Raw genomic sequence first — 25,135 nt, forward strand, 5'->3', positions numbered from 1 at the left:
TGCTTCGGTTCCTTAATCAAGGAACCTGCTGATTAATCTCAATATTGACCTGGCTATTCCCCGAAAATTCGGTCAATGCACTCTCGCCATACCAGTCACCCGAGGCGGGTGTCGCCAGGCCATTTTGCGAAATACGTACCCGAACACGCAGTTGATGCAATGAAGAGAGCAAATGCTCTGGCATCATGGCGTTAGTATCATCCACCGTGGCCGACAGTGGAAAACGGCTAAGTGGCAACTTTTTCACCGCCACCGGCACAGGACTACTACCATCGGTTACCGAAATAAATACCGCGCCCTGCTGCGGCAATTGCTGCTGCGCTTTCGCTGACAAAGTTACGGCGACTGCCAGCCTGACCTTATCCATACCGGACTTGGCCTGTGCCTGGGCAATGCTGGCTTTTACCATTTCAATACGCTTGTCATCCGCCGGCAGGATCTTCAACATTACCTGCCACGCCCCTATCGCTTGCGGATAATGACCTTGCTGATACTCATTATATGCCAGCAAACTCAATACTTGCAGATTACCTTGCTGATGCGCCAGCATACTGCGCAGGATGTTGCCGCCGTTAATGTTATCTTGCGGATCGGCGGATCGCGTCAGCACATCGGCATAACCCAGCTTGATATCCACATCGTCAGGCGACAACTGATAGGCGCGGGCAAAGGCCTGGGTAGCGGTGCTGGCATTATTCAGCGCCATCCCCACCCGGCCAAGCATCAGCCAGTCGCGGGCATTATCAGGATTAGCCTGCAAATCGCTGCGTAACCCCAGCCCCAGATCCTGGATATCCGCCATGGTCAGCGGTTTGGCATTTTCATCCGCCACCTGCGCGCGCAGCTCAGGCAGGCGTTTCATCACCTGATGCCAGTTGCTAACCTGACCGAGCCCCCCGGCATAGAGATAAAAACCGCAGGTGATCACCAGCAACAATATCACTCCGGGAGCCAGCGTCCAGCGTGCAATAGGCCGTGCCGCGCTGGCAGTTTGTCCGGGAATATCACTAAGCAGATTTTCCTGCAGTTCGCGGATAAACAACGGACGTTCGGTCACCACGCCCTGCTCCTCGTCTTGCTCCAGCTCGCTCAGGCGATGATGATAGAAAGCTTTATTCAGTGCATCGCGACTGGCGGTCAGTTCCCCCCGTTCACCGCGCATAACCGGCACAATAAACAACGCCGTGGCCATCACCAGCAGCGTAATAACGATCAGCGCAAAAACAATCATGATTCTTTCCTGTCGTTGTCAGCCAGCAACTGTGCCAGACGCTGCTGATCGTGCCACGATATCTGCTCAACCGAGTAACGGCCGCGGGCGCGTAAAATAATAACCAGTGCGCCAATAATCACAAACAGCGCCGGTCCCACCCATAAAATCAGCGTCGAGGGAGTGACTGGCGGTTGGTAAGTTACAAAATTGCCGTAGCGGTCCACCATATAATCGATAATCTGCTGGTTGGACTGGCCTTCCTTCAGCAACTGATAAACTTTGCTGCGCATATCTGCGGCAATAATCGAGTCGGAAGCGGCAATATTAGTGTTTTGGCATTTCGGACAACGCAGTTGCCCGGTCAACTGACGATATTGCTGCTCCTGCTGCGGCGAGGCAAATTGATAGGTATCAATGGCCGCCAACGTGCTAAAGCTCAGTACCAGCCCGAGAAACAGAGATAACAGCCTCATGCCTGACCTCCATACTTGATGTACAACGGACGCAGCTGTTGCTGCCACACCTGCTCATTGACATCCCCGGCATGGCGATAGCGCACAATACCGTTACCGTCGATCAGGAAGGTCTCAGGCGCGCCATAGACACCAAGATCCAGCCCCAGCATGCCGTCGCCGTCATACAGACTCAGGGCATAGGGATTACCCAGCGTATTGAGCCAGTTAATCGCCTTACTGCGATCGTCTTTATAATTCAGCCCAATAACATGTACACCTTTTGCCGCCAGCGAATTGAGATAATCGTGCTCTGCGCGGCAGGTTGGACACCAGGTTGCCCAGACATTAAGCAGGATCGGCTTACCGGTGTGCAGGACCGACTGATCGAAAGTTTTACCCGGCTCGAACAGCGACTCCAGTTTAAAGAGTGGCACAGGTTTGCCCACCAGCGCCGATTCCAGCAGCGTAGGGTCGTCGCCCTGGGCATTGCGGGTCAATTGCAGCAAAAACGCCGCCGCCAGCGCCAGAAAGAGAAACAGCGGGATAAACAGGATTTTGCGATTCATACTTCCTCCGCCGCGTCTTTGCCCTGACGTTTCAGTTTTTTGGTCATACGATAGCGCGGATCGAGAATACAGAGCACGCCGCCGAGAGCCATAAAGATCCCGCCCAGCCAAATCCAGCGAACGAAGGGTTTATAGTAAAGACGCACCGCCCAGGAGCCATCATCCAGCTCTTCCCCCAGCGCGGCATAAAGATCGCGCGCCAGGTTACCGTCGATGGCCGCTTCGGTCATCATGCTGTGGGCCACGCTGTAATAGCGTTTTTCCGCATGCAGCACGGTGATAAACTTGCCGTTGCGGGTGACATCGATATTGGCTTCGCCACCGCTGTAGTTGGGGCCGGTAATATCGCTCAGACTGCGAAATTCAAAATGGTAGCCCTGAATATCAACGCTATCCCCGGCCTTCATGCGCACATCACGCTCAACGCTGTAGTTTTGGCTAAAGGCAATACCGATCACCGTCACCGCCACGCCCAAATGCCCCAGCACCATGCCCCAGTGGCTGCGGGACAAATGCGTCAATCCGCGCCAGAAACTGTGGCGATGGGTGGCGCGCTCGTGCAGCTCCATCAGGGTAAGTAAAATCACCCACACCGACATCAACATGCCGACCACCGTCATACCGACAATCTTGTCCTGCAATAACCATGGCAACAGAATAGAGAGTAACAGCGTAACCAGCAGCGCCACGCCCAGCCGACGCCAGAGTTTACTCGGCTCATCGCGACGCCAGCGCACCAGGGGACCTATCCCCAGCAGCAACGCCAGCGGTGCCATCAGCCAGGTGAACATGGTATTAAAGAAAGGTTCGCCAATGGAGATACTTCCCAGACCCAGCTGTTTATGGATCAGCGGCAGCAAGGTGCCGAGCAGCACCACCAACATCGCCGCCACCAACAGCACATTATTGCCCAGCAGAAAGCTTTCCCGGGAATAGGGTTCGTGACGGCTTGGCGCGCGGACGGAATTGCCTTTAATGGCATACAGCAACAAGGAACCGCCGATCACGATCACCAGATAGGCGAGGATAAACATGCCACGTGCCGGATCCGAAGCGAAGGAGTGAACCGAAACCAATACGCCGGAGCGCACCAGAAAGGTACCAAGCAGGCAGAGTGAAAAGCAGGTGATAGCCAACAGCACGGTCCAGGCTTTAAAGGTGCCGCGTTTCTCGGTGACTGCCAAAGAGTGGATCAGCGCGGTGCCTGCCAGCCAGGGCATAAAGGAGGCGTTTTCTACCGGGTCCCAGAACCACCAGCCGCCCCAGCCCAGTTCGTAATAAGCCCAGGCCGAGCCGAGCACAATACCGAGGGTCAGAAATACCCAGGCTGCCTGCGTCCAGGGCCGCGACCAGCGCGCCCAGGCCGTATCCAGCCGACCGGCCATCAGCGAGGCAATGGCAAAGGCAAAGGCCACCGAGAAGCCCACATAACCCATATAGAGGATCGGCGGGTGGAAGATCAGTCCGATATCCTGCAACACCGGATTAAGGTCACTGCCGTCAATAGGGAAATTGGGCAAAGTACGCAAAAAAGGGTTGGAGGTCAGCAGAATAAACAGCAGAAAACCCGAGGTGATCATGCCCATTACTGCCAACACGCGGGATACGGCATCATTCGGCATGCGGCGGCTAAACAGCGCTACCGCCGTGGTCCAGCAACTCAGTAACAGCACCCAGAGCAGCAGCGAGCCTTCATGCGCTCCCCAGGTCGCCGCCATCCGGTAATATACCGGCAAATGGCTGTTGGAGTTATTGGCAACATAAGCCACAGAGAAGTCGTTAACCACAAAAGCGTGGACCAGAATAATAAACGCCAGCGCGATACAGGCAAACATGCCATAGGAAAGCGGACGGGCCATCGCCATCATGCGATGATCCTGCCGTGCCGCCCCCCACTGGGGATAAATACTCAGTAATACTGACAGGCCTAAAGCCAGGCAAAGCGAAAAAGTGCCAATTTCAGGGATCATGGCTGACTACTTCCTTTTACAGGCGAAACATAAGCCGAAGCGGGTCCGGTATGATTTTCTTTCATGGCGTCTGCCACTTCCGGTGGCACATATTTTTCATCATGTTTGGCCAGTACCTGTTTGGCCATCACCACATTGTTTTCCTGCATCACCCCCTGCGCCACCACGCCCTGCCCTTCGCGAAACAGGTCAGGCAAAATGCCAAAATAGGTCACCGCAATGGCACCGCGGGCATCGTAAATTTTAAAATGCACTTCGAGGGTTTTATCATCCCTTTTCACCGAACCGGGCATCACCATACCGCCAATGCGCAAACGCTGGCCGACAGTAGGCAGTTCATGATCCGGGCCTTTGCCCTGCAAAATTTCGCTGGGGGTATAAAACAGATCAATATTGGAACGCAGCGCATAGAGCACCAGGCTGATGGCCAGCCCGAGTCCCACCAGCACAAACAGCGCCAGGTAGAGACGATTTTTACGACGAGGATTCACAATAACTTCTCCCGGCTGGATCCCGATGATACCGGGTCCGCCGTGTGCTGCGCGGCAACGACCGATTTTTTCGACTGACTAATGCGTTGTTCGCGCGACAGACGACGACGAATATCAGCCAGCAGTTGCCGCCGTTGCCATAGGGTATGCATTACCAGCCCTAACAGCGCACTCAGCGTGACAATAACCGACAGCCAGACATAGAAGGCGTAACCGCCCATGGCAAAGAACGCCTGCCAGGTGGGGAATGCAGTATTCATTAACCGCGCTCCTTTTGCAGCAAAGCAGCCACCCAGGGGCGTAAACGCTCCTGATGGATAATCAGATTGCGTAGTCTCATTAATGTCAGCGTAATAAAGAAGAATAAATAGCCGAATACCGACCAGAACAGCGGGTAACGCATACTGGGATCGATGGTTTTGCCAAAATCACTGGAGCCCTGATGCAGCGTATTCCACCACTGCACCGAATAATGAATAATCGGCAGATTGACCACGCCCACCAGCACCAGAATACCCGCTGCGCGCCCGGCCATGCGGCGATCGTCAAAGGAGTGATATAAAGCAATCGCCCCGAGATATAAAAACAGCAGCACCAGCTCGGAAGTCAGTCGCGCATCCCATACCCACCAGGTTCCCCACATGGGTTTACCCCAGGCCGAACCGGTGACCAGCGCAATAAAGGTAAACACTGCTCCCACCGGTGCCATGGCGGCAAGGGCCAGCTCAGACATCTTCATTTGCCAGATCAGACCGATAAAGGCGGCGATAGCCATTGCACTGTAGATGCCCATCGACCAGATTGCCGCCGGCACATGAATGTACATAATACGGTAGCTATCGCCCTGCTGGTAATCCGGCGGTGCATAGGCAAAACCCCACACCCAGCCAATCAGCAGACAAACCAGACCCGCCATGGCCAGCCAGGGAATAAAACGTCCGCAAAGGTGGTAAAGCCGCTCAGGCTTTGCGAGTTGATGTAACCATTTCCACATTATTTGTCATTGCTCACGTTAAAATCACAGGGCGTACAAAGCCGTAAACCCAAGGTTGTTGCCATATTATGCCGACGAGCTGCCTGGCCCCTGGCGTACTTTTTCAGTATCGCCCCTATTGTTCCCTATCGAGAAGTGTGATGTTAGTCAAAGGTTGCGTTTTTTCAGGCTTATTGTAACCGCAAGTAAAATCAGCAGGCTTCTCTTGCCGCCTGCGCCCTATCGTCAAAGTTTTGGCGCTATTGCACGCTGACTCTTAACGCTGCCGAAGTGGCAAAAGGAGCCAGCGTAACACTGCCCGCCAGCATCGCCCCTAAAATAGCCAAATATCCGCCAATCGGCATGGCCATAGAGGCGGCATCTATCGCGCCAGTGGCAAAGATCAATACCGGAATATACAGCGGCAGCACCAGCAAACTCAGCAACACGCCTCCCTTGCGCAGCCCGACGGTTAGAGCGACACCAATGGCACCAATAAAACTCAGCGTCGGCGTGCCCAGCAACAGCGTCAATGCCACCGCCTGCCAGGTATGAAAATCCAAAGACAGCAGCAGTGCAATCAGCGGGGAGATAATCAATAGCGGTAATCCGGTGACCATCCAATGGGCACACACCTTGCCCAGCACCGTCAGCGTTAAGGGCGCAGGCAACAGCAGCAACTGTTCTAATGAACCATCAAGATAGTCGTCACGAAACAGACGCTCAAGGGAGAGTAATGAAGAGAGTAAAGCCGCAACCCAGACAATGCCTGGCGCAATGCGGGCCAGCAGTTTTGGCTCCGGGCCAATACCTAAGGGAAACAGGGTGATCACAATTAAAAAAAACCACAGCGGGTTGATAATTTCCGCGCTTTTGCGAAATGCGATTTTCAGCTCGCGGCGCAATACTTTTATAAACATTATGCTAGCTCTGCACTGGTCAGACGAATTTTACGCACTTCCCGCGTTATGCCCGGCAAATCCTGATGGGTAGTCAACAACAGCATGCCGCCTCGTAGGGCATGATGTTCAAACAGGGCCATCAACGCTGCCACACCGTCTTTATCTATTGCCGTTAGCGGTTCATCAAGGATCCACAACAGAGCGTCACTGAGCCACAGTCTGGCCAGCGCCACGCGGCGCTGCTGCCCGGCAGAAAGCTGCGCCACTGCCACATCTTCATAGCCTAATAAACCGACCTGCTCCAGCGCCTGGTAAATCGCCTGCGCGGCGTCACCATTGCTAACATCATAATAAAAGGCCAGATTCTCATAGGCAGTCAATACAGATTTAATGCCAGGTTGATGACCAAGAAACAACAGCTGTTGATGAAAAAGCTCACGCTGTCGCCGGGTGTTTTGCCCCTGCCAGGTCACTTCTCCTTCATCGGGGCTGGCAAGACCGGCCAAAATACGCAGTAAACTGGTTTTACCGGCGCCGTTATGACCGGCAATCTGCACAATCTCACCGGGTTCGATAGTAAAACTCAAGCCGCTAAACAGGGTTCGCTCATCGCGAACGCAACTGAGGTTAAGCGCTGCAAACATGGGACCAGTCTCTTGGCATGGGGAACAGTATCATAACATAAGCCTAACCACGCCTGTAGGCTATGGCTGCGGAGTTTACTATCCAGCCATCAGCGATTTAGCGCATTTTTCGCCGCCAGCGGTAGCCACAATGACCCCGCAATGTCGCGCTTATTTTAAATTTAATTTAACAAATCAACAAAGAAAAAGCCGTCCTGACCTAAGCTTGTAAAATGATAGCCAAGGTAAACCCGCCTTGGCACTGCATGGCTATCTGCAAGCTCCAGCGAGGGAATAAATGATCAACCGACGCGACAACCCGGCTCCGACTCAAGGTTCCCCCTCTCACGGCCCTCGCGTTGACAGCAAGGAAAGTGAACAAGGCACTGAGATAGAAACCGATGAACACAACCTGCCTTCCCGCGCCGCCGCGACCCATGAGCAAATCCGCATGGAAGGCGAAAAAGAGCTGGAGCGTGACAGCCTGGCGCTGATGTGGTCGGCGATTGCCGCCGGATTATCTATCAGTGCATCGCTGGTGACCAAAGGCATACTGCATGCCCGCCTGGCCGATACCCCCGCTCGCTTCTTTATTGAAAACCTCGGTTATACCGTGGGATTTATTATCGTGATTATGGCGCGCCAGCAGCTATTTACCGAAAATACCGTCACCGCGGTACTGCCGGTGATGCATAAGCCAACGGCAAAAAACTTCGCGATTCTTTTTCGCCTGTGGGGCGTGGTATTGGCCGGTAACGTCGTCGGCGCCGCCTGCGCCTCGCTGGCATTTATCGCTATGCCGCTGTTTACACCCGAGGTGATGCAGGCCTTCCAGCAAATCAGCCAGGAAGTGATGGAAAAAATGCCCAGTGAGATGTTTGTTGGCGGCGTGGTTTCTGGCTGGTTAATCGCCACCATGGTATGGATGCTGCCCGGTGCCGGTTCAGCAAAAATCTGGCTGATCCTGCTGATGACCTATCTGGTGGCAATTGGCAATTTGACGCATATTGTCGTCGGCTCGGTGGAAGTGCTCTATCTGGTATTTTCTGGTGCCCTGCCCTGGCAACAGTTTATCTGGCCCTTTGCCTTGCCAACGCTGGCAGGCAATATCATCGGCGGCACCTTTATCTTTGCGCTAATCAGCCATGCGCAAATTAGAAACGATTTAAGCCACGCGCGTAAAAACGGCAAACAGGATCGTCAAACAACCCGCAAAGCCGGAAAATGACCAAGAATTAAGCAAACAAACCCGCAGTGCCTTATTTTTCAGGTAAAAATGGGTATACTGTGCCCGCGCTGCTTATGCCGCACCGTCTCCTTAGTTAAACGGATATAACAAGCCCCTCCTAAGGGCTAGTTACAGGTTCGATTCCTGTAGGGGACACCATTACACCTTCGATAGCACTCAATAACTCCTCGTAACCCACTGTAAAATAAGCGTTATCGCCCATACAGTTTCAATATGTATTTATCGCAATTTATTGGTGTTCAGAGTTCATCATGGGGAAAACGTGGGTAAAGTTTTTACCCCCAAGATTTTACTCACACTTCTCATCAACAGGTGAGGCGGCCAAATTTCAGGCTAAGTCTTATCGTTTGCAGACATTTGCAGCTTTGCTACCGATTTAACAAACGCTGACTTTTAGCCTTTATCCTGAAGTACGACAGGCCGAAGCGGACTTTAAACTGAAAAACGGTGAAGATTTCTCGATTAGTAATGTGAATCACTGAATAGATCCGAATTTCCTAGACGGTTCCGTGTCTCATGAACCAGGCACTTTCATAAACTGCAGGGGGTTGACCCTCACTGGCACTGTAGCAGCGTTTAGCATTATAAAACATCTCCACATAATCGAAGATATCTGCCTTCGCTTCTTCCCTATTTTTATAGATCCGTTTCTTTATCCGTTCCCGTTTTAGCCACTGGAAAAAGCTTTCTGCCACTGCGTTATCATGGCAATTACCCCCACGACTCATGCTGCTTTTTAAATTGTGAGCTGTCATAAAATGCTGACATCTTTCGCTCGTATATTGAGAACCCTGATCTGTATAGATCAACACCTCGGCCGGTGGTTTACGTCGCCATACCGCCATAAATATTGCATCCATCACTAACTCTTCTGTCCTTCGCCTTCCCATGCTCCAGCCGATACCCCGCCGTGAGAAGAGATCGAGAACAACGGCCAAATATAACCAGCCTTCATGCGTCCTTACATAGGTCATGTCACTCACCCAATGCGTATTTGGGGTCGGGACAACGAACTGCCGTTCAAGGTAATTGGGACTGGCAACCGAAGGTTTTCCACCACCGTAGTAACGTCGTTTTCGGTATCCAGTCTGAGAGGCTAATTCTGCGAGCCTCATTAACCGCGCAACCCTGTTACGTCCAGCGCGTTCACCCAGAGCTTTCATATCGAGCCAGATTTTCCGATACCCATAAACCGTACCGCTTTCAAGCCACCGTTGTTTAATGAGGCCTGTCTGGCGTTCATCCTGTCGGGCACGCAACGATTTAGGCTGCTTTAGCCACTGATAATAGCCGCTGTAATGAAGTCCAAGGACCAGACACAGGCGGCGTACAGCGTAAAAGGGCGACATTTTTTTAATGAAGGCGTACTTCAGCCGGATGTTTTTGCAAAGTACGCGGCCTTTTTTAAAATATCGCGTTCCTCAGTTACCCGCTTAAGCTCTTGTCTGAGACGTTTTACTTCAAGCTGGATAGCATCGCTCAGGTTTTTGGTAACGCTTGATCCACGCGTAAAGGCTGTTAGTGGAAACACCGAGTCGAGCCGCAACCTCAGAAACAGGGTATCCCTGCTCGTTAATCTGTTTTACGGCTTCAATTTTGAATTCTTCAGTGAAATTTTTGGCTGACATAAACACTCCTTCATTGAGCCTCCATTATGAGGCAAAAAAGTGTCTACGAAACCCGGGGCTATTCAAGATTGCTATAGCATCTGGAAAGAGGTGTTGAGGTGCAAGAAAAAAATGAGCTATCATTATGGTTGGGTTCATTGAATATGATGGTGTTTTTATGTTTTCAGTAGAGAAAAAACGAGTTGATAGCCGCGTTTTGGCGCAACTATTCACTAGTCAGGCTATCAATAAAATAGCCGATGGTGACCTTTCATTTCTCTATCGTATCTTGAACGATTTTTTAACACCTCGAACTCCTAACCTTCGCGTTGCTCAGGTATTTGAACTAGCATTCAGCAAGCTATTGACTGATTATAAAACAGAGTATTTTTTTAAAAATGCAATAGCTAATAAGCTTTATTTGGGGCGGCATTCTGCTCGAGAAGCCACAATGCTTTCTGAGTTCAGAGTCGGAAGCAATAAAGCTGATTGTGTGATTGTTAACGGTCATACGACATGCTACGAAATAAAAACTAAATTTGATAGTTTAAAAAGATTGCAAGATCAGCTTTCAGCATATATAAAAATCTTTGAGAAAGTATATGTTGTTTGTGATGGTTGCCACATTAATAACGTATTGTCTTGTATTCCTGATGAGGTTGGTGTTATAGAGTTTACAGTAAGAGGTGCTCTTAAAGAGATCAAGAAAGCCAAGATCAATAATCACGAAATAGATCGAGAAGTTCTAATTGGTTCGTTAAGAAAACCTGAGTATGTTTATATGGCCGAGAGTTTAACAAATAAACCCGTAACAACATCCAATATGAACACATACTCTCAGTGTCTTGATATTTTCAACCAAGCTAGTTCAAAGGAACTAAGAGTGCTATTTAAACATGTTCTTAAGATGAACAGAAAGGCAGATTCTATTTTTGTCAGTAAATTACCGCCATCTCTTATTAACACAGCAATTAGCTTTAAATTATCAAAATCAAAAAAATTGGCATTCGGAGAAATACTTACTCAAGCCATTAATAAGGACAGAAAATGTACTTTCCATTTATAAGAGGTAAGCAGTTTGAATTGGTAGCGATAAGAGAATTAGCTCCAAAGCTGCCTAACTATCTTTTTAAACCTATAGTTGAGCCGGTAAGAGAAAATCTTTTACCTTTAGTAAAAACAATAAAGTCTATAAATGAATTTAACATTAAACCAATAATTATTATCAATCCTTCACTGGGGGATTTTAAATCTAAAAACATTAATCTCTACCCCAGACTTTTGTCTTTAGATAACTCATTAAATTTTACTCCATGCATTCAAATTCAAGATGGAATCGTTGACTACTCAATAATTTTGCAAGAATTACCTAAAAATGATAAAGCCATATTTGTGCCAGACATAGTCGAAGATGTAAATCCTGCAATTTTTTCATTATCAAATTTTAATATCGTTCCTGCAGATAGCTCGGATAGCGAAATAGAAAAAATAAATAACATTGTTCTTCTCGATGACCCTTTTCAGAAGAAAAGTAGAAACGCTGATTACAGAGACAGGTCAAAATTTTCATCGTTGCATACAAATTATAGTTTTCGACCTAATACTATCGGTTTCAGTGACTACAATATAGTTGGCTCTGAATATTCTGAATCTGGTGGGCCAGCATATGTTGTAACGATCCATTTATCTTATATTGATAAAGAAAGTCAGCAAATGTTTGTACGACATTTTTCCTCATCACCAAGCAATAGTCCTGCTAACCCCGGTGGGAAATTTGAAGAAGCATTAAATAATGCTATCCACTTTATTGATAAAAACCCTTCGATATTTGATGATACTTTTGGCATTGAGGAATTAAGAAGACTGCATATTACTGAACATTTCCCTGGGTTGGGTTTAGTCAAAAAAATCACAGTACAGCATCATATTGAGACTATTTGTAATTATTTAAAAAAGTGAGATAGTATATGCCATACTGTTGCTCTGAATGCTTTCATGATAAAGAAATATTTGAGTTCATTGGTAAGGCACATCATAGTGGAAGATGTGGTCATTGCCGTAAAGAAAATACGTTCATCATTGAACCTAAGGAACTATCTCGTTTTTTTGAACCATTTTTAGGTTTAGTAATCGAGTCAGATGATGGTCTGCCATTAAGTGAAATATTAAATGAGCTATTTTATATTTTTAATAGGGATGTTAAATCTATTCAACGCCTGACATCAGAAGTTTTGGGTGAGGATTACGAAGATAAAAGATATACTTTGAAGCAGGGTTTTCAAGAACACATCAGTGAATGGGAAAATTTTAAAGAAGAACTTAAACATCAAAATAGATTTTTCCCCAAGAATACACTCTACTCATCTTTATTTGATCCAACGATTAGCAACACAGAAAGTGATTTATTCCAAATAATTGAACAGTTAAAAGTCGAATATGATGAAGGTGAGGATTTTTTTCGCGCCAGAATACATGAAACCCCATTATCTCAACAAGAGATGAGGATGCCGCCAAAGGAAAAGGCTACAGCTGGCAGGGCAAATCCTATCGGAATATCCTATCTGTATCTTGCCAATCAAAAAAACACATGTATTGCAGAAGTCAGACCTAATAATACAAGTACAATATACATATCAAGTTTTATTTCGAATAGAAAATTATCGATTATTGACCTGACTCAACCAAGGAAAAAATTATCAGTTTGTGCCTTTGATGAAGCTCGTTTCATAACCATTATAGGAATAATCAAGTTACTAGAAACTTTATCTAATGAGCTATCAAAACCAGTAAAACCAGAAAGCTCAAGTATAGATTATATACCTACACAGTTTCTTTGCGAATTTCTTAAGAGTTTTAGTAGTTGTGATGGTATTGCTTTTGAAAGTTCGTTTGGTTTAGGGAAGAATTTTGTTTTCTTCAGTGATGAAGGATTTAGAATTGAAGAACCAATCCCACATACTATCGTTAGTATTGTCCATAATTTTAACCCTAAATAGCCGTGCACATCAAAGCGTCGACACAGGTGCCCCTACTAACCTATTAAGGTAATATTAATGGGTACAAATAGGGGTATAAAATACAGCAATTAAAATAAATTCATTTAATTTCAATAAATTGAAGTTCAATTCGATTCCTGTAGGGACACCATCACACCTTCGATAGCACTCCATAATTCTTCGTAACCCACTGTAAAATAAATGTTATTACCCATACAGTTTCCATATGTTTTTATCGCAATTTATTGGTGTTCGGGGTTCATCATGGGCGTTCAGTGTTGTATTCATTCAGACAGCGCTCTGTAATTTCCCGTGCTTCATTCAGTTTTCTGGACAGATAGAAATCCAGTATTTCTGTACGGTAAGTTCGATTGAAACATTCGATAAAGGCATTCTGAAATGGCAGACTCGCGACAAACATCTTTGACGGTAAGCCCGGCTTCTACTGATTTAAGAACAGCAATAAAAAACCCAGCGTTATAACTAGGTTGTCGTAGGACTATTGTTTATTATTTTCTTTTGAGGAACATTCTTTGGATTGAATAAATAGTCCCGCTAGGAGCTTTTACATTAACTAAAGACAGATATCTATCATCGTTACTTAGCACGATAAACTTTATTTTTCTGAGCCCAAGAAGATCATAATCCTGACCGTCTGGCGTTGTGGCAAGACCACTATCCCCTTTTGTCGCCGTTACAATGACGGTTGAACCAGGCGGACAAGTCTGTCGCGTACATGAACCATATAACTCAGCATAAATTGCATCATCTCTATCACTATCTGCAATTTCGTCATCACTGGCAGCAAAACTACCGAACGTAACCAGCAGCAACCCCAGAACAATCAATAATCTACTCATTCATCTCCCCATCAGTTTAGATATTCAGAGAATAGCATTACCTGAATAAGACTCGCCAATCACGATGAAATACATGACCACGGATTCCGGGTTTACATCAAAACACTTCTATTCACAAATCAAGGACGGTAAGTTACCGGAGACGACAAAATTTGGGACCACTCCCGCTGGCCACATTCTGGAACATCGGAAAATCTTATCCCTGGTTTTTCAGCTAACTATCCGCAAGTTCGCAGTTGTTCGACAGCAGCAATAGGCAATTCAATAACTGTTTTAAGAGAGTGTTGAATGCGTTCGATAATGTCTGCTCTCGGCCCTTGGATCCACTCGGCACTCTTATAAAATTTTTCTTGTGAATTTTCCAGATCCGTAAGACTGTCAAAAGCTCTGATTAAAAAATACGAATCGGGATCATGTAGCGATTTGCCGAAGGAAACAACATCCAGTCCGTATGCCAGATGTAAAGGAACACTAACCTCTTCCATTACTTTATGAAATTCTTCGCCAGTTCCTTTATTCAATGTGTACTGTAAAATCTCTATAATTTTGATAGACATATACTCATCCATGGTTTAATTACCTGTGTTTAGTTTATAGCATCTCGACAATCCGTAGCGCGAGAAAATGGTGCTCCCCGCCATAAATTCCTGGCGAGCTAATCATCCGACTGCTCCGCAGTTTGCCAGTTCGTTCTGTTAAACATGTTGATGGGCCTGATAATTGCGAACAAATATGCAATTGCACGTGATGAACCATGGCTCATCACGCTTCTTCATGTACAGGTGACAGATCCAGGCCAAGTGAAGCCAGCATGACCAGATCCTCTGACTCTTCACCATTTATAATCATGTCTTCAGCCCAACGCGTAAACACAGATAAATCACTCTCTCTGAAATTCTTAAAAGCTAATGCGTATAAGCCATTAATATAAAAATGTGTTTAGTTATCACAACTCCCTCCCCCATCTTCCACCACCGTCCCCTGAATAATGGCGTATTGCTTATGCCAGACAGATCCCTTGCTAATATGTACGTTGTCTAACGTTAGCGATAACGGCTTGCTAGCGCTATATCCCGCAAAGGTAAAGGTCCCGGCAGTCAGGACGTTTAGATTGCGAAAGGTAATATCGCGATACTCGGGGATCAGACTCCCCGTGGCGGCGCTATCATAACGGGTGTCCAGCACGATGGGGTTTTTGACATTCTGCATACAGATATTCTCATAGGTTACGTCGGTAACCTTCCCTCCCCGTGAACTGTCACTTTTAATACGCAAACCATTGGTGGTACCGCTTAGGATCAGGCTGTTTACCGTTACATCACTGACGCCCTGATTGATCTCACTACCAATGGACATACCGTGCCCGGTACCAAAGTGGTTATCGAGTATCGAAATATGTGCCGAACTGGCATTACCGGCCTTGATAGCGACGTTGTCATCGCCGGTACTAATGCGGCAGTGGATCAGGGTAACGTTCTGGGATCCCATAGGGTCAAAGCCATCGGTATTACGAGCATTGGCTGGTGCCGCGATGGTGATCCCCCATAAGGTCAATCCGTTGCTGTTATTACTGACTACATGGAAATTCGGCCCGTTCTTCAGGGTTATCTGGTAGAGCGTGATATTTTTTGAGTTATCAATTTGTATTAAGCGGGGCGCGTTCTGCCTGGTGTTTTTATTTTTGGCTGCCGTTGCCAGCTGCCACCAGCTCTGGCTTTTTCCGGTCATGATTGCATTACCCTGCCCATCAATGCTGCCCGGTCCGTAAATCCCGCTGCCCGATGCATTTTTTATTTGGATAAACGGATTACAGCCTTTCCCTGTGTCATCCAGTGTGCCGCAGGTATGATTGCCGTTATCAAACAGCGACGGATTGGCAATAGCCAGCAGTGTTGCCCCTTTTTCTACCCGCAGGCTGACACCCGATGGCAGCTTGAGTGGTCCACTGTAGAACGCGCTAGAGCCTGTAGCCGCCGTCAGATAAACCGCCTTGCCGCTGGTACAAGCGTTGAGAGCATCCTGAATATAGCTTGTCGAATCGGCTGCGCCGTTGGCTTTAAGCATCTGGCAGCTTTGCGGGACCACGGGTTCACTGACGCTACGAGTATCACCCGCTATAGCGCCGTTTATCGCGGACAAAAACAGCGTGGGAAGCAGCAATAGAATATTCATTGATAAATCGGCATATTTCATTTTTCTGATCTCTTTTCGCCGCAGCACTCAGAGACCCATCATGCTAATAGCACCAAAAAAAAGCCACCAGCAAATGCTCGTGGCTTTTCAATTAAGTGCACTTAATATCGCTTGCGGCATTTACCCCCCTGACGAGATGTAATCATCAATGGTCTGTTCGACTATTTTTTTCATATGTAATACGGCACTTAACACGCCATTAGAACGCGCGAAAGATTCTTCAAAAGGGGGAAAGGCTTTTACCACCACATCATTATCAAATTTCTGCACATCAACGCGTACTTGCCAGGTCGTTGGACTTTCAGCAACCTGCGCAGCAACTTCGAAACCTTTATATTCATATTTGTACACCATGATGGATTCTCAGCGTGAACAATAGAGATCTTTATCTTGCTCCTATCCGTTGATGAAGTTAAGCATTATCAAAGCTCTTCAGTAAAAAGTGTCGGTGATGTCATAGCGCGTAAAGTTTATTTTTAAGGCTAAGCATAAGAGGTAAAACCAATCATAAAATTATCACTCCCCTTCCTGGTCAATTTTTGCCCAAAAAAAATTTTCCCTGAAAAAGATCCTAATCAATTAATGACAAAAAAGACGGGTATGATGTGAGTTCAAGTCGGGGAAAGTAGGTTAATCAAGTACTTATTTTACGCAACAAAATGCGCACTTTTAGAACTATTCCTATATAGTTCTAAAAATCAATATGTTGAGTTGTTTTTCCGATCAAAATAGCGTTATTGATAGGTTTTAACATGGGTTTTTACGGTAAAAAATCCTTTTTTAATAGGTAAAAGTGATCAATGATGTAACTATAAGAGAAGAAACTATGGGCAGGTAAATGTTAAATCTTAACTTTCAAGTTTCATGTGAATTCAGATGCGAGCCAATTTATAGTACCGAAGGTAAACTTTATGCGGTAGAAGTGCTGACCATGTTCACCGGTGGCTTTTCCGGGGGAAAACTTGAGCCTCAAAACTTTATAAGCTTGTTAGACACCAAATCAAAACACACCTTACTCAGTAGTCAACTTCAGGCGATTAGTCGTAAAGCCTTATTTTTTAGAACCAATAATATATTTTGCTCACTCAATATTGATCAGGCAATGGCACTCATGATCCTTGAGGACAGCGAGATCAGCGATATTATCAAAGAAAACGAATATATCAGGCTTGAAATATCAGAGAGATTTCCCAGGATTGATAAGGTCAATGGTAATATCATCCTAAATGAATTAAGTCGAATATATAAACTCTGGCTTGATGATTATGGGGTCGATTTTAGTAATATTAATACGCTCAAAAACAGTCAGTTTGAATCAGTAAAAATTGACAAGAAATTCTTTTGGGAAAATGGCACTTCAGTTATGTGGCCAGCGACCATGAGTGAAATACAAAAATATTGCAGTAAAATTATTGTCGAAGGCATAGAAACTGCCTCTCAATTTCGCAGCCTGACTAACACCGGCATTTATGGCGTTCAGGGTTTCTTATTTCCAGCGGTGTTATTAACTAAAATAGAAAACTTGCTCCCTGCCGGTGAAAATCTAAATTAAGTCAAATTAAATAGAATTAAGTCAAATACCCTCACTTTATGAGCATTATCAAGAAAATAAAAATATCCATTTATAATCAATAAATTAAAAGAATTCTCTCTTAAAAAACCACGCATTTTCAGCCTTATCAAAAGATGGGGTTTTATATAATTTGTCTTTTACCGAAAAAAATGATAATAAATGAGGGTCAAGGTCGGTGGTAACGGACAGTAACTATGTTAAATTTCAGCATCCGGGTGTCATGCGAATACATATGTGAACCTATTTACAGAGTAAATGGTCAGCTTTTGGGTGTTGAACTATTAACGCGTTTTAGTTCTAACGATACGTCGAACGAGCAGTTGAATTCGGCAAGTTTTATCAAAGAACTTAGTATCGAAAATAAACGCAAACTAATGCTTAACCAGCTTCATGAAATTGGCAAGAAATCGCATTTTTTCAAAAAGCATAACTTATTATGCTCGATCAATATAGATTTCACCATGGCAAAATTGCTGGTAATGGATAATGCGATAAAAACTATTTTAGATAAGTATGATTTTATACGATTGGAAGTTTCCGAACGCTTCCCCAATATATCCAATGGATTAAAAAATCCATTATTAAGTGAATTACATGAACGCTATCACTTATGGCTGGATGATTTAGGTGCCGGGCATGCTAATGTAGAGGCACTGCAAGCAGGTCTTTTTGAACTTATCAAAATTGACCGCAATTTCTATTGGGGTAATACGCGCTCAATGATGTGGCCGATTACCGTCGAAAAAATCAGCGAACTTTGCAGTCAGATAATTATTGTCGGTATTGAGAACCCGCTGCAACTCAACCTGCTCAGCAGTCTGGGTATTACCGGAGTACAAGGCTACCTTTATAAGTCAGTAGCCCTGGATGATATCAATACCTTACTGTAGCGCGACCAAATATCGGCCTGGTCCTGTATCGTGCACCAGTCAATTTACCCCAAAGCCAAATTAATCCCGTTCACTGAAGGTTTATCTGCTGCTGAACTGTAAAGATGATAATCAAGATCCCGCAAAATATCGCCCTGTTTATCGCGCAGGCAGGGGTCATACTGCCTATCCTGTTACGCCGTACCAGTCCTTGCGTATACGGCGCGCAAAAGCAGTGAGCACCTAACGACTATTTATCCTCGGTAGTTAATTGATTGCTTTGTGCCAATGCCTTAAACCACAGAGCATTGCGCTTTATTTGCCGCTGGCCGCTAACCAGGTCCAGGCGATAGAAACCATAGCGACGCTTAAATGAGTTAATCCACGACCAGTTATCAATAAAGGTCCATTGATGTACACCAAAACAGTTTGCCCCTTCGGCAATGGCGCGGTGAAGCTGTATCAGATGTTCTTCCATTAAACCAATACGAAAACTGTCGTCAATCACGCCATCTTGCAGCACTGGTCCCTCTGACTCCAGATCCATGGCAATACCAATTTCAGCCAGATACCATTTGATGTTGCCGTAGTTATTACGAATATTGGCAGCGATATCATAGATAGCCTGCGGCAGGATCTCGTTATTATCGCGGTAGGGATTAAAACGGCCATCAGGGTCAACATAGTTTTCGAAATAAAACTCTGGGGTGAAATAGTCGAGATTGTAAGGGGTTTCACGCGCTTGCACCCGGCGAGGAACATAGTAATTCACCCCCAGAAAATCAATGCTCGAGCTGGTAATCAGCGCAATATCGTCTTTACTAACCTGCGGCAAACAATTATTGGCGGCCAGAACCTCACAGAGTTCAGGCGGAAACTGATGCTTAACCAAGGGATCGAGAAAGCTGCGGTTAAACAGCAAGTCGGCATACCATGCCGCTTTATGGTCTTCTGCCGAGTCGCTACGGGTGTAAGAAGGAGTCAGGTTGAGCACAACGCCAATTTCACCGTCCAGATCCAACTCGCGATAGCATTTCACCGCCTTGGCATGGGCCAGCATAATATTAAAAGCCACCTGTGCTGCCAGCTTGCCATCTTTCTTGCAAGGGTAATGGAAGTCATACAGATAGCCTCCTTCGACTGGCACAATCGGCTCATTGAAGGTGGTCCAGTACTTTATTTTTTCACCAAAAAGGCGGAAGGCGGTGGCAGCAAAGCGGGCAAAAAGATCGGTGACATGCACAGATTCAAAGCCACCATAGCGAGTTTGCAGTTCTTCCGGCATATCAAAATGGTAAAGATTGATCATGGGCTCAATACCCTGGTTAATCATTTCATCAAAATAGTCGTTATAAAAGCGCACCGCTTGCTCATTCGCCTGGCCGGTTTCAAAATCTTCAATAAGTCGCGACCATTGAATCGACGTGCGAAAAGAGTTGAGGCCGATATTTTTCATCAGCGCGACATCTTCCCGATATTTATACAAAGTGTCACAGACCTGTTGCGGCCCAATACCCTGAAAAAAACGCTCAGGGTGATTGGCATGCCAGCTATCCCAGATAGAAGGATGCAACTTGTCAGCGGTCCCCTCTGTTTGCGGGCCAGAAGCGGCAGCGCCCCAGAAAAAGTTCTCGGGGAATGAATAGGTGGTCATATAATCTCCTCAATGATTCGGGTGGTTACAACGCCCGGAAAAGTCGCCATGGGATGCCGAAACAGCCAGATCAAAGCCCAATGAAATCGGATTGCCTTGGGCGACACAGCTCACGAGGAATTTACGATTCAAGCAAGGAGATGTACATCCAATAATGGAAACCGCTTTCCGTTATTGGATGTACATCACATAATCATGGAAAACTAATGAACAGCTGATAAGGATCAGCTTGAGTTTGATGACAAAGTCGTCTTAATGATCGAGATACACGGGCATAGCACACCTGGGGGCGCTCCGGCGGGCAAGCCCGCTACGACCCCAACGGTGCACTCTCCCTAATAACGGACTTTGTCAGCCGTCTGCAGCTGATAAGGATCAGCTTTTTTCTGATTCCGCCAGTTGCCGCTCGTAAACCTTGAAGAAGGGACGGTAAATCATCCATGAATTAAAGATGGCAAACAGGCACATAAACATATTTTTCCAGCTACCGTTGGCCGCCCATGCCGCGCCAAGAGGAGCAGGCATCGACCAGGGCAACATGGCCACCGTACGATCGAGCACCCCAAGGTGCGTTAAATACCAGGCAATACAGGCATTAACCAGGGGAACACCAATAAAGGGCAACAAGAAGACGGGGTTCAGGATGATCGGAAAACCAAACAGAATCGGCTCATTGATATTGAAAAGTGAGGGAATAAAACCGATTTTGCCCACGCTTTTCAGCTGTCGGGAACGACTGCGCATGGCCATAAACACCAGGGGCAGCGTTGACCCTATGCCACCGATCAGCAGATAGTAATCCCAAAAACCCTGCAGATAGATATGCGGCAGCGGTGTGAGTCCCTGCGCCAACGCCTGTTGATTTTCAAAAAGATAAGTCATCCAAAATGGGTTCATGATCCCGGTGATAATCAGTGCACCGTGAATGCCGACAAACCAGAGTAAATGGCAAATCAGTAATGAAATCAGCAACGCCGTCAAGGTATCCGAGGCAATAATCAGCGGGCGAAATGCAGCGCTGACCAGGTTGGGTAAAATCATTCCGGTAGTGAGTTGAAGTACGGCATTGACCACGGTAATAGAGAGCAAAATCACTAATAGCGGTATCAGTAACTGAAAGCCATTGCGCGTCATCAACGGCACCTCTTCCGGCAAACGAATACACCAGCCTCGTCGATAAAAAAATCTTATTATTTCAATAGAATAAAAGCTTGATATCAGCGCACTAAAAATCCCCATGCCCCCCAAAAAGATATTGGTTCCGCCATTTTCTTTAAAGCCGATAAACATCAAAAAAGCCAGGCAGCCAGTCAAGCCGGATAAGCGTTCCGGTAGCCGGTACTGTTTAGCCAGGCTGGCACTGGCACCAAAAGCGATAATGATCGCCACCAGACCAATGGTTAACTGGAATGTTGGCATCAGCAGTGGACGCAGTAAGCGATATAGCTCGCCATACCAGGAGAAAGGGTTGATGGCCAAAGGCGGGAAAATCAGCGGCACCATTAAACTGCCAATAATCACAAAGGGCATGGCCAGAGCAAAGCTTTCGCGCATTGCCGTAATGTGCTGGCTGCGGGTAAGCAGATTGGCAAAGGGAGTCACACGCTGCTCAATCAGCGTGACGGCAACATTCATAAACTGAATGTTCATGGCGCAACCTTTAGGGAACGATAAGTGCCGCGATAATCGCCCACATCAACTGAAAGTGAAAGTCCCCATCTGGTGATCATGCTCACAATTAACGGATTGATTTACGGAAAGCGCTTTCCGTTTCTAATCCATAAAACTATAGTCCGCTCATTGTGACTACCAGCCAGGAGTAATCGATGAAAAAAATCATGCTTTGCTGTTCCGCAGGAATGTCCACCAGCCTGTTGGTCAAAAAAATGGTGGCGGAAGCCGATGCTCGCGGTCTTGATGTGGAGATCAAGGCATTTGGCGTTGCTGAGTTTGAACAAGAGGTCGGCAATTATCAGGTGGTATTACTCGGCCCCCAGGTCAAGTACATGCAAAAAACACTGCAAAACCAGGCCAGCACTTACGGCATACAGGTCGAGCCCATCAATATGATGGATTACGGCATGCAAAATGGTGCAGCGGTTTTAGACTTTGCCCTTTCATTAATTGAAAAAAATAAGTAAAGGAAAAACCATGAGCTCTCTGTACGCTAAATTAATTGCCGTGATTGAAGACAAAATCACGCCAATGGCCGGTGCGGTAGGACAACAGAAATATGTCACCTCAATTCGTGACGGGTTTATTACTGCCCTGCCGTTTATGATTGTCGGCTCCTTTATGATGGTCTTTATTTTCCCGCCTTTTTCGCCGGATACCACCTGGGGATTCGCCCATGCCTGGCTGCAGTTTTCATTAGCCCACCGTGCCAATCTGATGCTGCCGTTTTATTTCAGCATGGGCATGATGACCCTATTTATTTCGGTGGGGATTGCCGCCAGTCTGGCGCGTCATCACTCCCTTGATCCGCTGACCTCGGGGATGCTGTCACTGATGGGCTTTTTTCTGGTGGCCGCGCCACTGCATGAAGGAAAAATCTCTACCGACTACTTTTCCGGGCAAGGGATTTTCACCGCTATTCTGGTGGCGATTTATACCACTGAACTTTATGCTTTGTTAAAGCGCAACCATATTACCATCCGTCTGCCGCCAGAAGTGCCGACCGGTGTCGCTCGCTCGTTTGAAATTCTTATCCCGGTGCTGGCGGTTGTGGTGACGCTACATCCGCTCAATCTGTTTATTGAAGCCCAGTTTGGCATGATTATCCCGGAAGCGATTATGTCGCTGGTAAAACCGCTGGTTGCCGCCTCGGATACGCTCCCGGCGATCCTGCTATCGGTATTGGTTTGCCAAATCTTGTGGTTTGCCGGTATTCACGGCGCACTGATCGTCACGGGCATTATGAACCCGTTCTGGATGGCCAATTTGTCGGTTAATCAGGCCGCGCTGGCCGCCGGTGCCGCTATTCCACATATTTATGTGCAGGGGTTCTGGGACCATTACCTGCTGATTGGTGGCGTGGGTTCTACGCTGCCGCTGGCATTTTTGCTAATGCGCAGTAAAGCGGCCCATTTGCGTACTATCGGTCGTATGGGCGGTGTACCGGGCTTGTTCAATATCAATGAACCTATTCTGTTCGGCGCGCCAATTATTATGAACCCGCTGTTCTTTCTGCCCTTTGTATTAGTGCCGATGATCAACGCTACCCTGGCCTATTTCGCGGTAGATTTCGACCTGGTATCCCATGTTGTCGCCTTGACGCCATGGACCACGCCCGCGCCAATAGGGGCTTCCTGGGCGGCAAACTGGACGCTTAGTCCATTGATTATGTGCCTGATTTGTATGCTGACCTCAGGTCTTATGTACTTCCCCTTCTTTAAAGCCTACGAAAGGCAGCTATTGGCCCAGGAGGAAGGCGGAAATATCCCGCAGCGCGTGGCTTCTCAAACAAAAACTGCCTGATTGTTACTCTCGAGAAAGTAGAGGTTGTAATGGAATTAGAAGAGCAAGTGATGGGGATCATTATTAACGCCGGTCAGTCACGTAGTCTGTGTTATGAAGCACTCAACAGTGCCAAAGCAGGCGACTTCAGCGATGCCGACGAAAAAATGCAGCAGGCAACACACTTTGCCCGCGAAGCCCATCTGGTGCAGACCCAGTTAATTGCCGACGATGAAGGGGAAGGCAAAACCAAAATGACCTTGATCATGGTGCATGCACAAGATCATTTGATGACTTCAATGCTCGCCAAAGAAATGGTCACCGAGCTGATTGAAATTTACCGTAGTCGCCATTGATTAAGGCAGATGAAGAGAGGCCCAATCTCTCTTCATCTGATAACGGTGAGCCACAGGCCACTATCTGGCGCAAGCAAGGGCACGAATTCTGGTTAGTTTTTATGTTATTATTCGAGGATAAATCGTAATACAGACGACACCATGGCCACCATAGATGATGTTTCAAAGTTAGCCAACGTTTCACGCGCCACCGTTTCACGTGTCCTGACCGGGACGCGTGGCGTGCGCGATGAGAGCCGTGAGGCCGTATTGCGGGCGGTAGAAGAACTTAACTACCGCCCCAGTTTTGCTGCCCAAAATCTGGCTAGTCAGACATCCAGCTACGTTGGCCTGGTTATCCCTGCTTATGAAACCGGGATTAGCCATGCCTTGCTGCCCCTGCTTTCGCAGGCGGTAAAATCCCTTAATAAATCCTTGCTGGTGCAGTATGTCCATAGCGAAGCAGAACAGCAGCCCACCATCGAGGATCTGCAGCATCAGTGTGTGGCAGTGGTGGTGCTGGGTAAAAAAAGCCAGGTAAACGCCAGTAATCTTATCGCCTTTGATGAGTATTCGGTCGAAGGGAGCACCACTCATGGCTATAACTATGCTTTCGCCACTGAAAGTGCCTGTCGTTATATGCTGGGCAAAGGTCATCGCAATATTGCCTTGCTGATCGATAATCAACAGGATGAAGCCAGTAAGCAAATGCTTGAAGGCTATCGCAATGTATTGCAGAACTACTCGCTGCCCTTTAATCGTCAACTGCTGGTCGCAGCAAACAACAACGTCGAACAAGGGCTGATTACCCTGATCAACAGCTTTACCAAGTACACGGCAATTATCACCAAGCGCGATTGTTACGCCGCAGAAGCCATGCGTTTGCTACGCGAGTTCAATATTGCCGTTCCCCAGGAAGTCTCGCTGATAAGTCTGGAAGATTCGCCGCTGGCCTCTTTGCTTTACCCGCCATTAACCTGTATTGCCTATCCCCTGGAACAGCTGCTGGATATCTGTGTGCAGCGAATTCGCTTGCTGATTAATGGCCGTCCGATCTATATCCCGGAAGGCCAGACGGTGACCGGACGCCTGGTGGCCCGGGGATCCGTGGCCGATATCAGCTAGCTGACTGCCTGGTGATACCGCTTCC

At 47.0% G+C, this 25,135-nt stretch carries 25 protein-coding genes, 1 tRNA gene and 2 pseudogenes; 11 read left to right on the forward strand and 17 right to left on the reverse strand.

Features of this window, described 5'->3' with window-relative positions; translation table 11 throughout:
• Positions 1 to 16: 16 nt before the first annotated feature.
• The 9 genes from ccmI to ccmA form a co-directional block, all read right to left on the reverse strand.
• Positions 17 to 1,228, reverse strand: coding sequence for a c-type cytochrome biogenesis protein CcmI (gene ccmI, locus GW590_RS24705; protein WP_456239018.1), 1,212 nt, complete (start codon positions 1,226 to 1,228; stop codon positions 17 to 19).
• A complete protein-coding gene (locus GW590_RS19945) occupies positions 1,228 to 1,686 on the reverse strand; it encodes a cytochrome c-type biogenesis protein (protein WP_169404834.1) in 459 nt (152 codons plus the stop codon). The genes ccmI and GW590_RS19945 overlap by 1 nt, the downstream gene beginning before the upstream one ends.
• Positions 1,683 to 2,234, reverse strand: coding sequence for a DsbE family thiol:disulfide interchange protein (locus tag GW590_RS19950; RefSeq protein WP_169404835.1), 552 nt, complete (start codon positions 2,232 to 2,234; stop codon positions 1,683 to 1,685). Before GW590_RS19950 ends, GW590_RS19945 begins: the two co-directional genes overlap by 4 nt.
• Positions 2,231 to 4,204 carry a heme lyase CcmF/NrfE family subunit gene (locus tag GW590_RS19955; protein WP_169404836.1) on the reverse strand — a complete coding sequence of 658 codons (1,974 nt, stop codon included), beginning with the start codon at positions 4,202 to 4,204 and terminating at the stop codon, positions 2,231 to 2,233. The genes GW590_RS19950 and GW590_RS19955 overlap by 4 nt, the downstream gene beginning before the upstream one ends.
• The gene (gene ccmE, locus GW590_RS19960; RefSeq protein ID WP_169404837.1) at positions 4,201 to 4,695 is read right to left on the reverse strand and encodes a cytochrome c maturation protein CcmE; all 495 of its coding nucleotides are present in this window, start codon (positions 4,693 to 4,695) and stop codon (positions 4,201 to 4,203) included. Before ccmE ends, GW590_RS19955 begins: the two co-directional genes overlap by 4 nt.
• Positions 4,692 to 4,955 (reverse strand): heme exporter protein CcmD, encoded by a 264-nt coding sequence (ccmD, locus tag GW590_RS19965; protein ID WP_169404838.1) that lies wholly within the window; start codon positions 4,953 to 4,955, stop codon positions 4,692 to 4,694. The genes ccmE and ccmD overlap by 4 nt, the downstream gene beginning before the upstream one ends.
• A complete protein-coding gene (locus GW590_RS19970) occupies positions 4,955 to 5,689 on the reverse strand; it encodes a heme ABC transporter permease (protein WP_169404839.1) in 735 nt (244 codons plus the stop codon). Before GW590_RS19970 ends, ccmD begins: the two co-directional genes overlap by 1 nt.
• 239 nt (positions 5,690 to 5,928) lie before the next feature.
• Positions 5,929 to 6,588 (reverse strand): heme exporter protein CcmB, encoded by a 660-nt coding sequence (gene ccmB, locus GW590_RS19975; protein WP_169404840.1) that lies wholly within the window; start codon positions 6,586 to 6,588, stop codon positions 5,929 to 5,931.
• A complete protein-coding gene (gene ccmA, locus GW590_RS19980; RefSeq protein WP_169404841.1) occupies positions 6,588 to 7,214 on the reverse strand; it encodes a cytochrome c biogenesis heme-transporting ATPase CcmA in 627 nt (208 codons plus the stop codon). Before ccmA ends, ccmB begins: the two co-directional genes overlap by 1 nt.
• Positions 7,215 to 7,491: 277 nt before the next feature.
• Here ccmA and GW590_RS19985 point away from each other — a divergent pair, with 277 nt between their 5' ends.
• Positions 7,492 to 8,421 (forward strand): formate/nitrite transporter family protein, encoded by a 930-nt coding sequence (locus GW590_RS19985; RefSeq protein WP_169404842.1) that lies wholly within the window; start codon positions 7,492 to 7,494, stop codon positions 8,419 to 8,421.
• Positions 8,422 to 8,505: 84 nt separating this feature from the next.
• Positions 8,506 to 8,580: transfer RNA gene (locus tag GW590_RS19990), tRNA-Arg, on the forward strand.
• Positions 8,581 to 8,939: 359 nt separating this feature from the next.
• Here the strand turns inward: GW590_RS19990 and GW590_RS19995 are convergent.
• Positions 8,940 to 10,070, reverse strand: a pseudogene (locus GW590_RS19995) (IS3 family transposase).
• Between the two features lie 124 nt (positions 10,071 to 10,194).
• On the opposite strand from GW590_RS19995, the gene GW590_RS20000 reads away from it, so the two are divergent.
• From GW590_RS20000 to GW590_RS20010, 3 genes are read left to right on the forward strand one after another with little or no spacing between them, the layout of a single operon-like run.
• Positions 10,195 to 11,115, forward strand: coding sequence for a sce7726 family protein (locus GW590_RS20000; protein WP_169404843.1), 921 nt, complete (start codon positions 10,195 to 10,197; stop codon positions 11,113 to 11,115).
• Positions 11,097 to 12,008, forward strand: coding sequence for a sce7725 family protein (locus tag GW590_RS20005; RefSeq protein ID WP_169404844.1), 912 nt, complete (start codon positions 11,097 to 11,099; stop codon positions 12,006 to 12,008). The genes GW590_RS20000 and GW590_RS20005 overlap by 19 nt, the downstream gene beginning before the upstream one ends.
• Positions 12,009 to 12,016: 8 nt before the next feature.
• Entirely contained in the window at positions 12,017 to 13,045 is a 1,029-nt protein-coding gene (locus tag GW590_RS20010) for an RES domain-containing protein (RefSeq protein WP_169404845.1), read from the forward strand.
• A gap of 265 nt (positions 13,046 to 13,310) precedes the next feature.
• Here the strand turns inward: GW590_RS20010 and GW590_RS20015 are convergent.
• From GW590_RS20015 to GW590_RS20035, 5 genes and pseudogenes are all read right to left on the reverse strand, one after another.
• Positions 13,311 to 13,448 (reverse strand): annotated as a pseudogene (locus GW590_RS20015) (integrase core domain-containing protein); the annotation flags it as partial.
• Positions 13,449 to 13,554: 106 nt separating this feature from the next.
• Positions 13,555 to 13,905, reverse strand: coding sequence for a hypothetical protein (locus tag GW590_RS20020; RefSeq protein WP_169404846.1), 351 nt, complete (start codon positions 13,903 to 13,905; stop codon positions 13,555 to 13,557).
• Between the two features lie 218 nt (positions 13,906 to 14,123).
• Positions 14,124 to 14,456, reverse strand: coding sequence for an NIPSNAP family protein (locus GW590_RS20025; protein ID WP_169404946.1), 333 nt, complete (start codon positions 14,454 to 14,456; stop codon positions 14,124 to 14,126).
• A gap of 388 nt (positions 14,457 to 14,844) precedes the next feature.
• Positions 14,845 to 16,098 (reverse strand): glycoside hydrolase family 28 protein, encoded by a 1,254-nt coding sequence (locus tag GW590_RS20030; RefSeq protein WP_169404847.1) that lies wholly within the window; start codon positions 16,096 to 16,098, stop codon positions 14,845 to 14,847.
• Positions 16,099 to 16,218: 120 nt separating this feature from the next.
• Positions 16,219 to 16,452, reverse strand: a complete 234-nt coding sequence (locus GW590_RS20035) for a hypothetical protein (protein ID WP_169404848.1) — start codon at positions 16,450 to 16,452, stop codon at positions 16,219 to 16,221.
• Between the two features lie 484 nt (positions 16,453 to 16,936).
• Between GW590_RS20035 and GW590_RS20040 the strand changes: the two genes are divergently transcribed.
• Positions 16,937 to 17,650: an EAL domain-containing protein gene (locus tag GW590_RS20040; RefSeq protein WP_169404849.1), complete on the forward strand. Its 714-nt coding sequence runs from the start codon at positions 16,937 to 16,939 to the stop codon at positions 17,648 to 17,650.
• A 215-nt stretch (positions 17,651 to 17,865) separates the two neighbouring features.
• Entirely contained in the window at positions 17,866 to 18,561 is a 696-nt protein-coding gene (locus tag GW590_RS20045) for an EAL domain-containing protein (protein ID WP_169404850.1), read from the forward strand.
• A gap of 229 nt (positions 18,562 to 18,790) precedes the next feature.
• Here the strand turns inward: GW590_RS20045 and GW590_RS20050 are convergent, their stop codons facing one another.
• Both GW590_RS20050 and GW590_RS20055 read right to left on the reverse strand, forming a co-directional pair.
• Positions 18,791 to 20,194, reverse strand: coding sequence for a glycoside hydrolase family 1 protein (locus GW590_RS20050; RefSeq protein ID WP_169404851.1), 1,404 nt, complete (start codon positions 20,192 to 20,194; stop codon positions 18,791 to 18,793).
• 375 nt (positions 20,195 to 20,569) lie between these two features.
• Entirely contained in the window at positions 20,570 to 21,844 is a 1,275-nt protein-coding gene (locus tag GW590_RS20055) for a PTS sugar transporter subunit IIC (RefSeq protein WP_169404852.1), read from the reverse strand.
• A gap of 176 nt (positions 21,845 to 22,020) precedes the next feature.
• On the opposite strand from GW590_RS20055, the gene GW590_RS20060 reads away from it, so the two are divergent.
• The 4 genes from GW590_RS20060 to GW590_RS20075 all read left to right on the forward strand — a co-directional run bounded on the left by GW590_RS20060 (position 22,021) and on the right by GW590_RS20075 (position 25,110).
• Positions 22,021 to 22,335, forward strand: coding sequence for a PTS sugar transporter subunit IIB (locus GW590_RS20060; protein ID WP_169404853.1), 315 nt, complete (start codon positions 22,021 to 22,023; stop codon positions 22,333 to 22,335).
• Between the two features lie 10 nt (positions 22,336 to 22,345).
• A complete protein-coding gene (locus GW590_RS20065; RefSeq protein ID WP_169404854.1) occupies positions 22,346 to 23,671 on the forward strand; it encodes a PTS sugar transporter subunit IIC in 1,326 nt (441 codons plus the stop codon).
• A gap of 29 nt (positions 23,672 to 23,700) precedes the next feature.
• Complete coding sequence (locus tag GW590_RS20070; protein WP_169404855.1) at positions 23,701 to 24,006, forward strand: PTS lactose/cellobiose transporter subunit IIA; 306 nt, start codon at positions 23,701 to 23,703, stop codon at positions 24,004 to 24,006.
• A gap of 141 nt (positions 24,007 to 24,147) precedes the next feature.
• Positions 24,148 to 25,110: a LacI family DNA-binding transcriptional regulator gene (locus tag GW590_RS20075; protein ID WP_169404856.1), complete on the forward strand. Its 963-nt coding sequence runs from the start codon at positions 24,148 to 24,150 to the stop codon at positions 25,108 to 25,110.
• Positions 25,111 to 25,135 lie beyond the last annotated feature (25 nt).

It is taken from the genome of Rouxiella aceris, from assembly GCF_012933545.1.
Lineage (GTDB): Bacteria > Pseudomonadota > Gammaproteobacteria > Enterobacterales > Enterobacteriaceae > Rouxiella > Rouxiella aceris.

Bases quoted from the DNA above. Each gene is read 5' to 3' on its own strand.
- GW590_RS19945 (WP_169404834.1), bottom strand. From the start codon at position 1,686: ATGAGGCTGTTATCTCTGTTTCTCGGGCTGGTACTGAGCTTTAGCACG.
- GW590_RS19950 (WP_169404835.1), bottom strand. From the start codon at position 2,234: ATGAATCGCAAAATCCTGTTTATCCCGCTGTTTCTCTTTCTGGCGCTG.
- GW590_RS19955 (WP_169404836.1), bottom strand. From the start codon at position 4,204: ATGATCCCTGAAATTGGCACTTTTTCGCTTTGCCTGGCTTTAGGCCTG.
- ccmD (WP_169404838.1), bottom strand. From the start codon at position 4,955: ATGAATACTGCATTCCCCACCTGGCAGGCGTTCTTTGCCATGGGCGGT.
- GW590_RS19970 (WP_169404839.1), bottom strand. From the start codon at position 5,689: ATGTGGAAATGGTTACATCAACTCGCAAAGCCTGAGCGGCTTTACCAC.
- ccmB (WP_169404840.1), bottom strand. From the start codon at position 6,588: ATGTTTATAAAAGTATTGCGCCGCGAGCTGAAAATCGCATTTCGCAAA.
- ccmA (WP_169404841.1), bottom strand. From the start codon at position 7,214: ATGTTTGCAGCGCTTAACCTCAGTTGCGTTCGCGATGAGCGAACCCTG.
- GW590_RS19985 (WP_169404842.1), top strand. From the start codon at position 7,492: ATGATCAACCGACGCGACAACCCGGCTCCGACTCAAGGTTCCCCCTCT.
- GW590_RS20000 (WP_169404843.1), top strand. From the start codon at position 10,195: ATGGTTGGGTTCATTGAATATGATGGTGTTTTTATGTTTTCAGTAGAG.
- GW590_RS20005 (WP_169404844.1), top strand. From the start codon at position 11,097: ATGTACTTTCCATTTATAAGAGGTAAGCAGTTTGAATTGGTAGCGATA.
- GW590_RS20010 (WP_169404845.1), top strand. From the start codon at position 12,017: ATGCCATACTGTTGCTCTGAATGCTTTCATGATAAAGAAATATTTGAG.
- GW590_RS20020 (WP_169404846.1), bottom strand. From the start codon at position 13,905: ATGAGTAGATTATTGATTGTTCTGGGGTTGCTGCTGGTTACGTTCGGT.
- GW590_RS20030 (WP_169404847.1), bottom strand. From the start codon at position 16,098: ATGAAATATGCCGATTTATCAATGAATATTCTATTGCTGCTTCCCACG.
- GW590_RS20035 (WP_169404848.1), bottom strand. From the start codon at position 16,452: ATGGTGTACAAATATGAATATAAAGGTTTCGAAGTTGCTGCGCAGGTT.
- GW590_RS20040 (WP_169404849.1), top strand. From the start codon at position 16,937: ATGTTAAATCTTAACTTTCAAGTTTCATGTGAATTCAGATGCGAGCCA.
- GW590_RS20045 (WP_169404850.1), top strand. From the start codon at position 17,866: ATGTTAAATTTCAGCATCCGGGTGTCATGCGAATACATATGTGAACCT.
- GW590_RS20050 (WP_169404851.1), bottom strand. From the start codon at position 20,194: ATGACCACCTATTCATTCCCCGAGAACTTTTTCTGGGGCGCTGCCGCT.
- GW590_RS20055 (WP_169404852.1), bottom strand. From the start codon at position 21,844: ATGAACATTCAGTTTATGAATGTTGCCGTCACGCTGATTGAGCAGCGT.
- GW590_RS20060 (WP_169404853.1), top strand. From the start codon at position 22,021: ATGAAAAAAATCATGCTTTGCTGTTCCGCAGGAATGTCCACCAGCCTG.
- GW590_RS20065 (WP_169404854.1), top strand. From the start codon at position 22,346: ATGAGCTCTCTGTACGCTAAATTAATTGCCGTGATTGAAGACAAAATC.
- GW590_RS20070 (WP_169404855.1), top strand. From the start codon at position 23,701: ATGGAATTAGAAGAGCAAGTGATGGGGATCATTATTAACGCCGGTCAG.
- GW590_RS20075 (WP_169404856.1), top strand. From the start codon at position 24,148: ATGGCCACCATAGATGATGTTTCAAAGTTAGCCAACGTTTCACGCGCC.